Origin of the sequence: Halorussus vallis, assembly GCF_024138165.1 — an archaeon.
Lineage (GTDB): Archaea > Halobacteriota > Halobacteria > Halobacteriales > Haladaptataceae > Halorussus > Halorussus vallis.
Genome location: NZ_CP100000.1, coordinates 285,440 through 300,372 on the forward strand (window position 1 = coordinate 285,440; position 14,933 = coordinate 300,372).

At 67.8% G+C, this 14,933-nt stretch carries 12 protein-coding genes; 2 read left to right on the forward strand and 10 right to left on the reverse strand.

What is annotated here, in order from left to right:
• Positions 1-421 precede the first annotated feature (421 nt).
• Together NGM07_RS01610 and NGM07_RS01615 are read right to left on the reverse strand one after the other, a co-directional pair.
• Positions 422-5,194: a PKD domain-containing protein gene (locus tag NGM07_RS01610; RefSeq protein ID WP_253515823.1), complete on the reverse strand. Its 4,773-nt coding sequence runs from the start codon at positions 5,192-5,194 to the stop codon at positions 422-424.
• Positions 5,195-5,617: 423 nt separating this feature from the next.
• Positions 5,618-6,535 carry a DMT family transporter gene (locus tag NGM07_RS01615; RefSeq protein WP_253515826.1) on the reverse strand — a complete coding sequence of 306 codons (918 nt, stop codon included), beginning with the start codon at positions 6,533-6,535 and terminating at the stop codon, positions 5,618-5,620.
• Between the two features lie 105 nt (positions 6,536-6,640).
• Between NGM07_RS01615 and NGM07_RS01620 the strand changes: the two genes are divergently transcribed.
• Entirely contained in the window at positions 6,641-7,504 is an 864-nt protein-coding gene (locus tag NGM07_RS01620; RefSeq protein WP_253515829.1) for a DMT family transporter, read from the forward strand.
• A 124-nt stretch (positions 7,505-7,628) separates the two neighbouring features.
• Here NGM07_RS01620 and NGM07_RS01625 read toward each other — a convergent pair whose 3' ends face one another.
• The 4 genes from NGM07_RS01625 to NGM07_RS01640 form a co-directional block, all read right to left on the reverse strand.
• Positions 7,629-8,588 (reverse strand): hypothetical protein, encoded by a 960-nt coding sequence (locus NGM07_RS01625; protein WP_253515831.1) that lies wholly within the window; start codon positions 8,586-8,588, stop codon positions 7,629-7,631.
• A gap of 119 nt (positions 8,589-8,707) precedes the next feature.
• Complete coding sequence (corA, locus tag NGM07_RS01630) at positions 8,708-9,688, reverse strand: magnesium/cobalt transporter CorA (protein ID WP_253515834.1); 981 nt, start codon at positions 9,686-9,688, stop codon at positions 8,708-8,710.
• Entirely contained in the window at positions 9,685-9,849 is a 165-nt protein-coding gene (locus tag NGM07_RS01635) for a hypothetical protein (RefSeq protein WP_253515837.1), read from the reverse strand. The genes corA and NGM07_RS01635 overlap by 4 nt, the downstream gene beginning before the upstream one ends.
• Positions 9,850-9,911: 62 nt before the next feature.
• Positions 9,912-10,550 carry a DUF6517 family protein gene (locus NGM07_RS01640; protein WP_253515840.1) on the reverse strand — a complete coding sequence of 213 codons (639 nt, stop codon included), beginning with the start codon at positions 10,548-10,550 and terminating at the stop codon, positions 9,912-9,914.
• A gap of 107 nt (positions 10,551-10,657) precedes the next feature.
• On the opposite strand from NGM07_RS01640, the gene NGM07_RS01645 reads away from it, so the two are divergent.
• Positions 10,658-11,077, forward strand: a complete 420-nt coding sequence (locus NGM07_RS01645) for a universal stress protein (RefSeq protein WP_253515842.1) — start codon at positions 10,658-10,660, stop codon at positions 11,075-11,077.
• Between the two features lie 32 nt (positions 11,078-11,109).
• On the opposite strand, the gene NGM07_RS01650 is transcribed toward NGM07_RS01645, so the two are convergent.
• The 4 genes from NGM07_RS01650 to NGM07_RS01665 form a co-directional block, all read right to left on the reverse strand.
• On the reverse strand, positions 11,110-12,171 hold the full coding sequence (locus NGM07_RS01650) for an inorganic phosphate transporter (RefSeq protein ID WP_253515844.1): 1,062 nt from the start codon (positions 12,169-12,171) through the stop codon (positions 11,110-11,112).
• 232 nt (positions 12,172-12,403) lie between these two features.
• Positions 12,404-12,556 carry a hypothetical protein gene (locus tag NGM07_RS01655; protein WP_253515846.1) on the reverse strand — a complete coding sequence of 51 codons (153 nt, stop codon included), beginning with the start codon at positions 12,554-12,556 and terminating at the stop codon, positions 12,404-12,406.
• Between the two features lie 118 nt (positions 12,557-12,674).
• Positions 12,675-14,123 (reverse strand): cysteine--tRNA ligase, encoded by a 1,449-nt coding sequence (gene cysS, locus NGM07_RS01660; RefSeq protein WP_253515861.1) that lies wholly within the window; start codon positions 14,121-14,123, stop codon positions 12,675-12,677.
• A gap of 265 nt (positions 14,124-14,388) precedes the next feature.
• A complete protein-coding gene (locus tag NGM07_RS01665) occupies positions 14,389-14,895 on the reverse strand; it encodes a DUF7523 family protein (protein ID WP_253515864.1) in 507 nt (168 codons plus the stop codon).
• Positions 14,896-14,933: the final 38 nt, after the last annotated feature.

Genomic DNA, 14,933 nt, shown 5'->3' on the forward strand with positions numbered 1-14,933 from the left:
TGTTCGGACCGCCGTCGCGCGGCGGCTCATCATGACTTCCGGCGATTCGACCCTTTGTTATACGTCGGCTGTGCGAGGATAGTCCGAGCGGGACGCGAGATAGTCCGTGCCCAACGTTCGCCGGCGGCGACGCTTAACCGCGGCTATTTCGACGCTTAACTTCGCCGGACGCGGGGGTTACTTCCGACCAAACTGGCGTTCGAACTGACGCGGCGCCGCGGTTTCGTCGGGCGTTCGTCGGTTTCTCGCGGGAGACTTGGTCCGGAGTTCGAGACAGTTCGCGCTCGCGGCGACGCGGCGCGTCGCCGCGAGCGCGGAGTTCGAGTGACGAGAAACGCGAAACGCCGAGAAACGCGAAACGCTGAGAGAGTCGGCGTCCGGAAAAAAGGAAAACCGCAATCGCGTCAGCGGGAGACGGACCTCAGTCGCGGTAGCGCGCGAGGAGCGCGGCCGCGACCAGGGCCGTCAGGGCGACCGTGACGCCGAAGCCCGGAACGGTCGACGAGGAACCCTCGTCGTCGGGGACGGTCGTCGCGGTCTGGTCGTTCGTCTCGACTGCGGTGGTTTCGAGGCTCTCGACCGTCACGGAGGCCGTCGCGTCGCCGACCGACGCGGTGTAGACGCCCGCCGCGTCGATGGCCGCGTCGAAGCTGACCTCGCGAGTTTCGCCGGCCGCGAGGGTCACGTTCTTCGTGGCGACGACTTCGCCGCCGACCGTGAGTTTCGCCTCGTAGGTTCCCTCGGCGTGGCCGACGTTCTCGACGGTGGCGACGACCGTGGCGGTCTCGCCCGCGTCGACCGAACTCGGCGACAGCGTCAGGTCGGTCACCGCGAAGGCGGGTCGGGCGAAGCCGACGGCGAAGGTGCCCGACTCCGAGACGTTCGCTCGGAAGCGGTAGGCGTCGTCGGTTTCGTTGACCCGCTCGGTCGGGACGGCGTTCCACGACCCGTCGTCGTAGCGGAATAGACCGACCTCGGCGGCCGAGGCGTCGCTGGCGTTCAGCGTCGCCTTCGAGACGGTGAACGTCGCGTTCTCGACCGACGTCGCGCCGGAGACGGTGAGGTACGAGAGCGGTTCGATGCCCACGTTCTCGGCCGTCGGTGCGGTGACGTTCTCGGGGGCCGTCGCGTTCGCGACCACTTCGAGGTCGGCGTTCGCGTCGGCCGGGGTGATCGCCGCGGTGCCGATTCCGTCGCCCATCTCGGCGGTGACGGCGGCGTCCTTCGCGGCCTTCTGGTCGTTCGAGTTCGAGGGGTCGGCCGCGGGGACCGAACCGCCGGTCGAACCGCGGTTCGGGTCGGGGTTGTAGGGGTTCTCCCCGTCGTCGCCGTCGTCACCATCATCGCCGTCGTCGTTGCCGTCGTCGGCGACGACCGTCACGTTGGCGCTGGTCGTGAAGGTGTTACCTGCGCGGTCGGCCAGTTCCAACTGAATCGTCTTCTCGCCGGTCGAGTTGAACGTCCACGTCTCCGAGATTCCGTCGTCGCCGTACTGGGGTTCCGTCGAGTCGACGGGACCGTCGTAGAACACCCAGCAGATGTTCGAGAGCTGGTCCACGTCCTCGGAGAGGTCGACCGCCTCGACGGTGAACTGCTCGCCGACTTCGACGGTGTCCTGCACGTCGATGTCGGCACTCGGTTTCGTGTGGTCCTTCTTCTCAACCGTCACCGTCTTCGTGACGGTGTCGGTCTGGCCCGTCGAGTCGACGACGGTCAGCGACACCTCGTAGGTGCCGGCTTCGCCGAAGACCTTCCACGGGCGCGACCAGAGGTACGACTGGTCGGTGCTTCGCTCGTAGTCGCCGTCGCCGCCGAAGTCCCACTTGTACTTCTTGACGGCGTCGTCGTCCGCGGACGCGGCGGCGCTGAGTTTGAACTTCTCGCTGAGGCTCACCGTGCTCGGCACGTCGAGGGCCGCCGTCGGCGGTTCGTCCCCGGGCGAGTCGTCCGGTTTCTGCTGGACGTCGACGGTCACCGACGCGGTGTCGGTGAGGCCGTTCGCGCCGTCGTCCTGGACCACCACTTCGACCGTGCGCTCGCCGGCGGACGAGAACGTGTAGGTCGTCGTCGCCGTCTCGGTTGTCCGCTCGAACTCGCTGTCGCCGTCGAAGTTCCAGTGGTAGCGGGCGATGCCGCTCTCGTCGCTGGAGTTCGAGGCGTCGAACGTCACCGTCTGGCCGACGGTGACGTTCGTCTCGGAGGCGGTCACCGCGGCCTCGGGGGCGGTCACGTCCTGCTTCCGAACTTCGACGGTCGCCGTGGCGGTGTCGGTGTTGCCCGCGGCGTCGGTCACCGTGAGCGTCACGTTGTGCTCGCCGGCGGTGTCGAAGTAGTGGTGGACCTCCTCGCCGGTCGCGTTCTCGCCGTCGTCGAACTCCCAGCGGTAGCTGACGATCTCCGTGTCGTCAGAGGAGTTCGAGGCGTCGAAGTGCGCGCCCTCGTCGAGGAAGGCCCAGTCGGGGGCGTCGATTCGAGCGGTCGGCGCCTCTTCGTCGGACTTCAGTTCGTACACTGAGATGTGCGTCGTCGCGTCGTCGGTGTTGCCCGCCGCGTCGGCCACGGTGACCGAGACGTTGCGGGAGCCCGGCGTCGCGTACTCGTGGGTGACCGTCTGGTTCGCGGTGGTCTCGTCGACCTGACCGTCGCCGTCGAAGTCCCAGCGGTACTCCACGATGCCGGTGTCGTCAGTCGACTCGTTCGCCTTGAAGGTGAACGTCGTGTTGACGTTCGCGAACGACGGACTCGCCACGATGGAGGCGTTCGGCGCGGTGGTGTCGGTCCCGTTGCCCCGCTCGCGGAGTTCGCTCGCGGTCGGGGAACTGGCCGAGACGGTGCCGAGGTCGAAGTTGCTCTGGTTGACCGTCCAGGTCACCTGGTCGTCGGGACTCTCGGGGTGCCACGTCACTCCGACGGTGTGCGTACCGGGCGCGAACTCCGTCGGACCCTCGGTGGAGCTGTTTTCGTCCTTGAAGGTGTTGTTGAGGATGAGCAGGGTCTCCTCGTTCGGGTTCGTGTACGTGAAGTTCACGTAGTACGTCTCGTTGTCGAACTTCTCGCTGTCGGCCTTCGTCGCGTTCGCGAACGAGACGTCGACCGGAGCCGGCTTGATCTGCTCGAAGTAGTAGTCGTGGCGCGGAATCTCGGCGCCGTGTTCAACCGTCGAGTCCGACGTGTTCACGTCGGCGAACGCCGAGAGGATGAGCGACCCGTTCACGCCGCCGTCGTCGGGCGCGGTGATGATCGTCGTCCCGGAGACGTTCTCGACGTAGTGAGTCGAGGTGGCGTAGCCGTCGGTGGCGAAGTACTCGGTCTTGTACCCGACCAGTTCGTACGAACCGGTCACCTTTATCGCCGACTTGTTGACGTACTCGATGGCGGGCGCGTCGCTCGATTCGACGGTGACGGTCGTCGTGGCGCTGTCGAAGTTGCGCCCGTCGCTGACGACGACCGTCACGTTGTGCTCGCCGGGCGTGGCGAACTCGTGGGTAATCGTCGACTCGTTCGTCGTCTCGTCGGTGGTGCCGTCGGAGTCGAAGTCCCAGTTGTAGGCCTCGATGGAGCGGTCGTCGGTGGACTCGCTGGCGTTCAGCGTCACCGTCTCGTTGACCGCCGCGGTCGACGGCGACGCCGAGAGCGCCGCTTCGGGCGAGGTCACGTCGGCCGCCTCGACGGTCACGTTGACCGTCGTGGTGTCGCTGTTACCGGCGGCGTCGGTCACGGTCAGGGTCGCGGTGTGCTCGCCCGCCGATTCGAACGAGTGCATCACCAGGTCGTGGCCGGTCGACTTCGTCGTGCCGTCGTCGAACTTCCACGTGTAGTCGACGATGCCGACGTTGTCGGTGGAGTTCTCGGCGTCGAAGTAGACGTCCTGGCCCGTCACCGCCGGGTCGGGCGAGACGTTCGCCTTCGCGGTCGGCGGCGTGGTGTCGCCGTTGTCGGCGTTCTCGACGGTGACTAGCTCCGTCACGCTGTCGCTGTTACCGGCCTCGTCAGTCACCGTGAGCGTGATTTCGTAACTACCGGTCTTCGTGTAGGTGTGGTTCGCCGTCACACCGCCCGTGAGGACATCGCCGGAGAAGTTCCAGGCGTACTCCGCGATGCCGGTGTCGTCGGTGGAGGCGCTCGCGTTCACCTGGAACGACTCGCCGACCGTGACGTTGGCGGGCACGTCGGCCTTCGCGGTCGGCGGCGAGTCCTCGCCGGACTGCTCGATGGTCACGGACACGTTCGCGCTGTCGGTGTTACCCGCGGCGTCGGCGACCGTCACCTCGGCGGTGTACGTCCCGGCGCTCGCGTACGCGTGGGTGACCGTTCCGTCGGTCGTCGTATCGTCGACTTCGCCGTTGCCGTCGAAGTCCCAGCGGTACTCGGTGACGCCCTTGTCGTCGGTGGACCCGGTGGCGTCGAAGGTTATCGACTCGCCGACGTTACCCGTCTGCGAGGAAACCGAGAGGTCGGCCTGCGGGGCCGTCTCGTCACCGCAACTGCCCTTCTCGACCGTTATCGACGAGTCCATGTCGAGCGTTCGCTCGGAGTCGGCGCCCAGAAGCTTCCAGGCGTCGGTCCGGTTCGCGCTGTCGCCCGAGTACTTCCAGTCGCCCCAGTGGGCGGCGTCCTCGTTGAAGCCGGGCGTGACGGTGATGGTGTCGTCGGCGATGCCGCGGAACGCGCCGCCGTCGGTGCGGTGTTCCGCCCACATCCAGTCGATGACGTGTTTCGAGCCGCTAATGTCCCAGTTGTCGTCCTGGGGTTGGCCGTTTATCGTGTAGTTGTCGTCGCGGACGACCCACTCGCCGTCGTCCATGTTCGAAAGTTCGAACGTGATGGTGCTGGCGTAGGGGGCGTCCTGGTCGCCCTCGTCCAGTTCGTCGTGGAGGAAGACCAGGCTGTAGCCCTCGCTCCCGCGGTAGACGAAGACGCTGCTGTTCTGGTTCTCCTGGAGGTGCTTCGTCCCGTGGGAGGAGTAGGTGTACTCCGGCGGTTCGGTGTTGTTCGGCTTGCGGTAGTCGTAGAACGCCGAGACGTTCTGATCGCCCGAACCGAGCGGGGCGACCTCCATGCACTCGCCGTTCTGCGTGACGGTGAACGTCGTCGTGCCGCCCGCCGCGGTGGCCGCACCGACGCCGGCGGTCGACAGCGTTGAGAGGACCAACAATCCGGCGAGCAGGACGCTCCGGAGTCGGTCGCGCGTCACGGGGCACCTCCCGTACGCGCGCGTACCGGTGGTCGTCCGGGTTCGTTTGTGGGCCGATACTGTCCGTCGAAGCCGCCGAGGCTATCTGCGGGCCGCGTCGAGGGCGGCTCGCGGCGTCTGCGGCGGGGATTCGTTTCGGGCATGGTGGGGTGGATTTGGATGCGTGGTTTCGCGATTTCCGGGCGTTTCGGTCGTCTTAACTTCCGAATCGGTCGTCACGGCATCGTTACTCGAACACATCCGACTCCACAGCCCTTTGTTATCTGGCGTATGTACCGGTTTCAGGGCCTCTCTGTCGTGTTCGCAGGACGTGTCTGCTAGGTGTACAGTTGACGATTACTAGATGCGTAAGCACGGCCTGCGCTCGGTCGACTCCTATTCTCGGCGATGAAAAAGAGACGGCCCTTCACGCGTAGGCGGTGCCTACGCGTCCGAATCGGGTCGGCCGGTGGCGGTGACGTAGATGCCGGCGAGCACGACCAGGCCGCCGGCGACCGTGAACGCGTCGGGCACCTCGCCCAGAAGCGCCAGCGCCAGCAGGGTCGAGCCGACCGGTTCGCCCAGGAGCGTGACGCTGACCACGCTCGACTCGACGTACTTCAGCGCCCAGTTGATGGCGGTGTGGCCGAGGATTCCCGGACCGACCGCCATGCCGACGAAGAGTAGCCATTCCCGAGGCGGGTAGGCCGACGGCGCGACCGTCGCGCCGTCGGCCAGCGCGACGCCGAGCAGGACGACCGCACAGACGCTATAGACGACGGTGACGTAGGGAACGAGCGCGACCCGCTGGCGGAGCGACCGTCCGGCGAGCACGTAACCCGCGGCCGTGACCGCGCCGACGAGCGCGAGCGCGTCGCCGTAGAGCGGTCGCTCGCCGGCGAGCGCAGCCCCCGACACCAGCCCGCCGAGCGACATCGCCACGATGCCGGCGACGGCGACCAGGATGCCGACCATCATCCAGCGGTTGACCCGCTCGTCGAGTAGCACCGCCGCGCCGACCGCGACGAACAGCGGTTGGGACTGGACGAGCGTGACGCTCGCCGCGACGGTGGTCCACTCCAGGCTCTCGAACCACGTCGCGAAGTGGGCGGCGAGCGCGACGCCCGTGACGACCGCGACCCCCAGATCGCGGCCCGACAGCGACCGGAGCTGGCCGCGGTAGCGCGTCGCGGCCAGCGGTGCGAGCATCGCGGTGGTGAACAACACCCGGTAGAACGCCTTGACGACGCTCGGTGCCTCGCTGTACCGGACGAGGATGGCGCTGGTGCTGACCGCCGCGATGGCGACAGCGAGCGCGGCCATCGGCGGCGTCCGGTCTTCGAGCGCCGTCAGCGTATCCATCGTCGGAGACGTCGGACGGCCGGCGTTTATGCCAACCGGTTCGCCGCGGTACCGAAGCGCTGCCGGAACGCCAGCCGTTTTTCCGTCGGGGCGCGAACGGAGGCCATGGACGACTGGGTCGGGACCGCGCTGGTGGTGGCGTCGGCGGTCGGGTTCGGGACGCTCGGCATCTTCGGGAAACTGGCGGCCGCCGAGGGGATGACGATTCCGACGCTGCTCTCGTTCCGGTTCGTGCTCGCGTCGGTGGTCGTGTGGCTGGCGCTGGGCGTCCGCGGCGAACTCCGACCGCTGGGCGGCCGGGACCTCGCCGCCGGACTCGCGCTCGGGGCGCTCGGCTACGCGGTGATGAGCGGCCTCTACTTCTGGGGGCTGACGTTCATGACCGCGGGGCTGGTGGGCGTAATCCTCTACACCTATCCGGTGTTCGTGGTGGCGCTGGCGGCGGCGCGACTCGGTGAGCGCGTGACCCGGCGGACGGCGCTGGCGCTCCTGGCGGCGCTCTCCGGTGTCGCGCTGGTGACGGGCGCCGACCCCGCCGGTGCCGACCCCGTCGGCGTCGCCGTCGTCCTCGGCGCGGCGGCGGTGTACGCGGGTTACATCACCGCGAGTCGCGCGACGCTCTCGTCGGTGGACGCGTCGGCGTTGACCGCCCACGTCCTTCCGGCGGCGGCGGTCGCCTACGTCGCCTACGGGGCCGCGTCGGGACGGTTGGCCGTCCCGGCGACCGGCCGCGAGTGGGCCATCGTCGTCGCCATCGCCGTGGTCGCGACGGCGCTGCCCATCCTGGCGTTCTTCGCGGGGATACGCCGAATCGGCGCGAGTCGGGCGAGCATCGTCAGCACCGTCGAACCGGTCGTGACGCTGGCGCTCGGCGCGGCCGTCCTCGAAGAACCGATAACCGCGGCGACGGTGGCGGGCGCGGCGCTGGTGCTCGTCGGGGTGACGCTCGTCCAGACCGACCCCGGATAGCCGTCCCGACGACCCGGACATCTTGGCTTACGAGCGTGGAATGTCGGTGAACCGCTTCCCTGCGGGATACCTCCGGCGCGATTTGGTGCCGTTCTCCTACTTCAACGTTCGCGTCGGCGGAGGGCTACGCCGGCGCGACGCCTAGGATGGCTTCGAGGAGCGCAACGACGTCGACAGAGAACTGGAGGGCGGCGAGCGCGAGCACCGGGACCCAGACCGAACGCGTCCGCTCGTAGCCGAAGGCCCCGACCGCGAACGTGGCGACCCAGAGGAGGTCGCGGGTCCCGCCGACAGGGTCGGCGAGGTCGGCCAAGACGGCGGAAAGAGCGAGCAGTCCGACCGCGAAGACGGGGGCGTAGCGGACCCGGAGGACGCTCGTCAGCGACTCGTGAACTGCTCCTCGGTAGAGGTGTCCGACGCAGAAGCAGAACGCGGCACCCGCGAGGACGGTCGCCGCGAACCCGGGGACCGCGTTCGGTTCGAACCGCGTCACGCTCGACGTAATTGGGCGGCCGACCCAGTAGACCCCCGCGACGACGGTCGTCAGGACCGTGGCGTGGCTGGGGCCGGTCAGCGCGCGGAGGCGCTGCTGGACGACCCCGAAGAACAGCAGTCCGTATCCGACCGCCGCGAAGGCGGCGGGGACGAACGCCCGCACGACGACGAACGAGGGCCCGACCTGCGGGCTGTAATGGGTCTGCACGAGCGTGGCAAGCGAAGCGTCGAACGCGACGTTGGCAGTAACGGCGACGGCGCAGACGAGCAACACGGGCGCCGAGACGACCGCGGCCGCCGCCGGGAGGCGGTCTACCGCCGGCGGTCCGAGCGGCACCTCGATGTCCAGTATCCGGGCGAGCGCCGCCGCGCCGACCGCCAGTCCGAGGCCGTGGGTCAGAAAGAGCGAGAGGACGAACGTCGAGAGTGGGCCGTCGCCGACCAGGCCGTCCGCCGGCCGGAACGCGTACGTGACCACTAGCGCGGCCCACAGGTGTGCCGCGGTGAGCGCGAGGAACAGCGAAGAGAGCGCGATGGCCTCGGGGTGTCGGTTTCGGAACGAGAGGCCGCAGGTTCGGACGGGATTCATATCGACGACTCCGAAACGGGGTGTAAAAAAACATCCGGCGAGCCGTCGGGTTCCGGTGGTTCCGGAGGTTCGAGGGCCTCGGGTTTCGCTGTCGAGTAGTCGAGGGGGAATCGCCGGACTCAGATGTACTCCTCGCTCCGGAAGTACACGACCAGGATGACGGTCACGGCGGCCATCCCTATCATCACCGCGGGGTAGCCGAAGGTCCAGCCGAGTTCCGGCATGTTGAACGGTCCGCCGTCGAAGTTCATCCCGTAGACGCCAACGACGAAGGTGAGCGGGAGCACGACGGTCGCCACCACGGTCAGACGCTTCATCACCTCGTTGGTCGACAGCGACAGCGTGTTGAGGTAGATGTCGCGCGCGCCGCTGGCGAGGTCGCGATAGGTTTCGGTCAGGTCGACCAGTTGGACCAGGTGGTCGTAGACGTCCCGGTAGTACTTCTCGGTCGTCACCTGTATCTGGTCGGGGTCCCCGCGTGCGAGGTAGCCAACCGCCTCCCTGGAGGGCCACAGCAGTTTCCGAAACGACAGCAGGTCCCGCCGGACGTCGTTGATGGTTTCGAGCGTCTCGATGTCGGTGGCGGTCGTCACGTCCTCCTCGACGCGCTCTATCTGGTCCTCGATGTCGTCGAGCACCTCGAAGTAGCCGTCGACGATGCCGTCGATGACGCGGTAGGCCGCGAAGTCCGGACCGTGGCGGAGGACTCGACTCTCCTCGTGGGAGACCATCTCCCAGACGCGCTCGACCGCGGGAATTCGCTCCTGCGAGAGGGTGACGAGCCAGTCGTCGCCGACGAAGATGCCGACCGGTTCGCGGCGGATCTCCTCCTCGAACGTCGTCTCGCCCCGCCGGAGGGTGGCGGTCTTCAGCAGGACGAACGTGTGGCCGTCGAACTCCTCGGTCTTCGGCCGGACGCCGTTCTGGAGGTCCTCTATCGACAGCGGGTGGATGTCGAACGCCGCGGCGACGCGCTCGAACTCGACGGGCGTCGCCGCCGAGGCGCGAATCCACGTCGTTCCGGCGGCGTCGCGGGCGGTTTCGAGGTCGGTGTAGGTGGTCACTCCCTCCTCGGTGTACACCACCGCTTCGACGGTCACGGCTCGGCCCTCTCCGCCGACCCGATGGCGAGGAGCGTGATTCCCACCATGACACCGGTCACCGAGAACGCCCGACCGGGGTACGGCGCGAGGATACCGACGAGGTAGCCCACGAGTCCGGCGGCCGTCAGGGCGACCCCCGCGGCCAGCGCGCTGTTCATGTCACTCGCTCGTACCCGGACCGAGAAAAACGTTTATCGGTACCGCTACCGGTGGTTCGGCGCTACTGCTCGTGTTCGACGCCCTCGATGAGCGTGTCGACCTTCGACTGGTGACCGCTGAGCCGCTTCGGGTGGACGGCGATAGCGACCACGTAGTCGTCGCCGTGTTTGACCTTCGTGACGTGGACGTTCGCGTCGAACTCCAGTCCGCCGACGGTGGTCACGGTCGCCTCGAACTTCGTCACGGTCGTCGTCTTCCCGAGCATGGTCGCCTCACGCTCGCCGACCTTCCGGAGGTTCCCGACGCTCTTCAGTTGGGCCGTGAACTGCTCGGCGAGTTGGCGGTTGTCGTACTTCGAAAGCGGGTTGAACGACTGGCCGAGCACGTCGACCTGCGGGCTGGCGAACGTGACGAACGCCGCGACGCGCCGTTCGCCCACGCCCGGGACGCCCACGCTCCGGTGGTACTCCGAGAGCTTGTTCGTGACCTCCACGCGCTTGGACTGGCCGGCCACCGAGAAGTTCCGGGTGACGGTCAAATCGCGCGTGCGGTTGTGCTCGTAGCCCGTCTGTTCGAGCGCCGCGTCGTTCACCGTCGCGGCCGAGGCGCTGAACGAAACCGGCCCCGAGAGGAAGCCCACGCATCCGCTCGTCACCACGAGGAGCGCGAGGACGATGCCAGCAGCTACGTTGCGTGCCATGAGTGTCCGGGCGTTGACCGCCCCGCCTTATCAAACGCGCGGGTCGTCCCGGGCGCTCGCGTCGATTTCACCGGCGGCGTTTTGCCGTCGGGACGCGTCTGAGTCGCATGGCGTTCCGTATCCTCGTGCCGATGGACCGCTCGAAGATGGCCGAGAAGGCCCTCGAATACGCGCTCGAAACGCATCCCGACGCGGCGGTCACCGTCCTCCACGTCGTCGGCGTTCCGAGCGCGTTCATGGGGGAGGCGGCGAGTCTCGCCCTCGACGACGACATCGAAACGGCCGCCGAGGCGCACGCCGAAGACGTGTTCGACCGCGCCCGCGAAATCGCCGCCGACCGGGGTGTCGAAATCGCGACCGTCGTCGACGTGGGGAAGCCAGCGAAAGCTATCGTCTCGCGCGCGGCGGACTTCGACGCGGTGGTCATCGGCAGTCACGGGAGCGACTTGCTGGAGCGAATCCTCATCGGGAACGTCGCGGAGACGGTCGTCCGCAGGTCGCCGGTCCCCGTGACCGTGGTTCGATGACGTCTTTCGACCGATGACGCCACTCGACCGGCTCAGAACGACACCAGCCCGCCCCAGACGGCGAGTTTGAAGCAGACGAACGAGAGGACGGCGGCGACCGTCGGCGAGAGCATCCACGTCACGACGACGTGGCGAGTCGTCTCCTCGCTGAACAGGTCGTCGGGAGTCGGCTCCGCCGCCGTTCCGCCGTCGGTGGCCGGCGGCCGGTCCAGTCCGATTCCTTCCCGGAGTTCGACGTGGCGAGTCGCCCGGCCCCAGCCGAGGCCGATGACGCATGTGACGGCGGTGATGGCGAGGCTCGCCGGAATTCCCGCCTGGCTCAGGAGCGTAATGATGGTCGCCGCGATGAGTTCGACGACGAGCGCACCCTCCAGCGAGAGCGACGTGAGCTCGTTTCCCACCGTCTCCATCGTCCGCGGTCCGATGAGGAACGCACCGACGGCCATCGCCCCCGCGCCGAGGAGGACGCCGGGGGCCATCGGGAGGACGCCCGCGCCGACCAGCGGGGCGATGGCGTTGGCGACGTTGCTCGCGCCCGCCGAGAAGCCCATGTAGCAGGCGATGACGACGACCAGCGCCTTCCCGGCGGTCGAGCGCGACCCGCCCGAGAGGTCGAGGCGGTCCTCGATGCGGTGGTACCAGTAGCGGCCGACGACGGCCGACAGCCAGAACGCGACGATGGGCGAGACGAGCCACCACGTAACGACGACGCCGATAGTCTCCCAGTCGAGCACGCCGAACGCCGCGCCCATGCCGGCGACGGCGCCGACTGCGGTTTCGCTCGTGCTCACCGAAACCTCCCGGAGATTCCCGAGCAGGATGCCGAGGCCGGTGAACAGCAGGACGCCGATGGCCGCGGGGAGGGTGAAGTACGCCTGGGGGACGAAGCCGTGACCGAGCGTGTCGACGACGTGGCGGCCGAGCGTGATGCCGCCGAGCAGGACGGAGACGGACATGAGCGCGGCGGCGACACGCGTCGAGAGTACGCCGCTGCCGACCGACGGTCCGAAGGACTCGCCGATGGAGGAGCCGCCGGTGTTGATGCCGGCGAACACCGAGGTGAGGAGGCCGACCGCCAGCAGACCGCTGATCATCGGCTATTCACCTCGGTTCGGAGGGAGAATCGCTGCATCATACGCGTTCAGCTCCTCCGTCATCGGTAATAAAAATCAGTGGTACTGGATATCACTTGGTACTCCATTAGCGCTATGGAGTACAAACTTTGGTTTGGCATAAGTTATGAAAATATACGCCACGCTCGGCGAACGACGTGGCAAGTCGGCCAGATTGCCGGACGACGGAAAACGGAGTCGTCGAGGCGTCTCCTTAGAGGTTCGCGATGCCGACGAACGCGAAGAACGAACCGGCGACCACGAGGACCACGCCCACCGGGTCGACAAGCGCCGCGCCGACGCCGAGGAGGGTGAGTTGGATGCCGAACAGCGTGGCTTTCAGTTGCTGGCGGGGGAACTCGGACATGGTATCGGTCCGGGATTCCCTCCCGAACTGACATGAACGTTCGTATCTCCCGGCGCCGTGATCGAGAAAAAAGAGGAGACGATGGCGATTCGGACGGTCGAAGCGGGCGCGGCGTCGACTACTCGACCCGGAACGTCGGCCCCTCGTCGGTGTCCTGGACCTCGACGCCGCGGGCTTCGAGTTCGTCGCGGAGTTCGTCGGCCTGCTCGTAGTTGCCGGCTTCTCGCTCCTGTTCGCGCAGTTCCAGCACCAGTTCGACCACGTCCTCGACGAGTCGGACGTCGCCCTCGGGTTCGCCCGCGAGGGTGAATCCGAGGACGTCCTCGCCGTACTCCTCGAAGGTTTCGACCGCGTCGCACAGCGCCCGGTAGTCGTACTCCTCGCGCTCGTCGAGGTGCTTGTTGACCGCGCTCACGAGTTCGAGCAGTTCCGCGATGGCCTCGCGGGTGTTGAAGTCGTCGTCCATCGCCGCGGGGAACCCCTCGCGGGCGTCGGCGACCGCGGCGCGAAGGTCGTCGCCGACGACCTTCGTGCGGGCGGCCTCGCTGTCGGCCGCTTCGACCGCGCGCTCGTAGCCCCGCTCCAGGCGCTCCCAGCGCTCGACGGCCTCCTCCAGGGCCTCCTCGCTGTAGGTCTGGCGGTTGTTGTAGGCGGTCGACAGCAGGAACATCCGGACGGCGTCGCCCCCGAACTCCGAGACGGCGTTGCGGACCGTGAAGTAGTTCTGGAGGCTGGAGGACATCTTCTCGCCGCCGGTTTCCAGCAGGCGGACGTGAAGCCAGTAGTCGACGAACTGCTCGCCGGTCGCGGCCTCGCTCTGGGCGATCTCGTTCTCGTGGTGGGGGAACACGAGGTCCTGGCCGCCGACGTGGATGTCGAGCGTCTCGCCGAGGTGGGTCATGCTCATCGCCGAGCACTCGATGTGCCAGCCGGGACGGCCCTCGCCCCAGGGGGACTCCCAGGTTTCGCCGCCGGACTCGCCGTCGTCGGGGTGGGCCTCCCCGGCCTTCCAGAGCGCGAAGTCGGCGGGGTGGCGCTTCTCGGCGCGCTCGTCCTCCTCGCCCTGGGCCTCCATCTCCTCGACGTCCTGGTTCGAGAGCTTTCCGTACTCCTCGAACGTCGTCACGTCGAAGTAGACGGACCCGTTGGACTCGTAGGCGTAGCCCTTCTCGACCAGCGTCTCCACCAGATCGATGATCTCGGGGACGTGCTCGCTCACGCGGGGGTAGACCTCCGCTCGGAGGAGGTTGAGCGAGCGCATGTCCTCGAGGGTTTCGGAGACGAACGTGCGGGCAACCTCGCGCTCGCTGTCGCCCAGGTCGTCCTCGCCGATGCGGGCGACGATCTTCTCGTTGACGTCGGTGAAGTTCTCGACGTGGCGGACGTCGTACCCGGAGTGTTCGAGCCAGCGGTGCATCGCGTCGACGTGGACCCACGACCGGGCGTGGCCGAGGTGAGCGTAGTCCGAAACCGTCAGGCCGCAGTAGTAGAGCAACACCGAGTCGGAGTCCTGCGGTTCGAACGTCTCACGCTCGCCGGTCAGCGTGTTCGTCACCTGAAGCGTCATTACCCACTTCTACCGCCAGCGTCGGTTTGAAAGCGTCGATAGGGACACTACGCGCCGACTCGCTCGCCCGGGGTCCGCGAATCGACTCCGTCTCCGGACTTCGATTTCCGGCGGCGCTTCCGAGATAAACGGTTCGAAGGGTGGTGAACGGTCCGAACGGCCGCCGACGTTTATCGGCCGGCGGTACCCACGAAAAGTCGGGTGAGGCGGCGCGAACCGCCTCCACCGCTGGCACTCGGACGAGCGTGCAGGCGCAGGCGACGGGTCACTCCCTCGGCGTCGGGACGCGCTCCAGCGCCGACTCGACGGCCCGGACCGCGTCCGGACCGTCGCGGCGCTCGACCGCCACGCAGAGCGCGTCGCCCCCGACGCCCGCCGCGACGACGTCGATTTCTTCCGCGAGCAACCGCCCGAGCACCGCCGAGAGCGCGGCGGCGTCCACGTCGCCCGCCGCGAGAACGCCGGTCAGCGAGCCTTCGCCGGGCGCGAGCGCGGCGCCGCCGACCGCCAGTAGCGCGTCGTCGGGGTCGTCCGTCTCGCCGAGGCCGCTCCGCATCGAGACGCGGACCCGCCGGTCGTCGGCGTCGTACTCGGACAACGACTCGGCGAACCGCCGGAGCGCGGTCGCGACGGCGTCTCGGTCGGCGTCGCCGCCGACCTCATCGTCGAGGAATCGCGCGGCGGCGGTGTAGTTGACGACGCCCGCGCGGAGCGCGGTCAGCAGGAAGGGGTGACGGCGGACGGCGGCCCGCGCGTCTTCTGCCAGTGACATGCGGGACCCGTCGAACCCGATTGCGAAAAACGATGCGG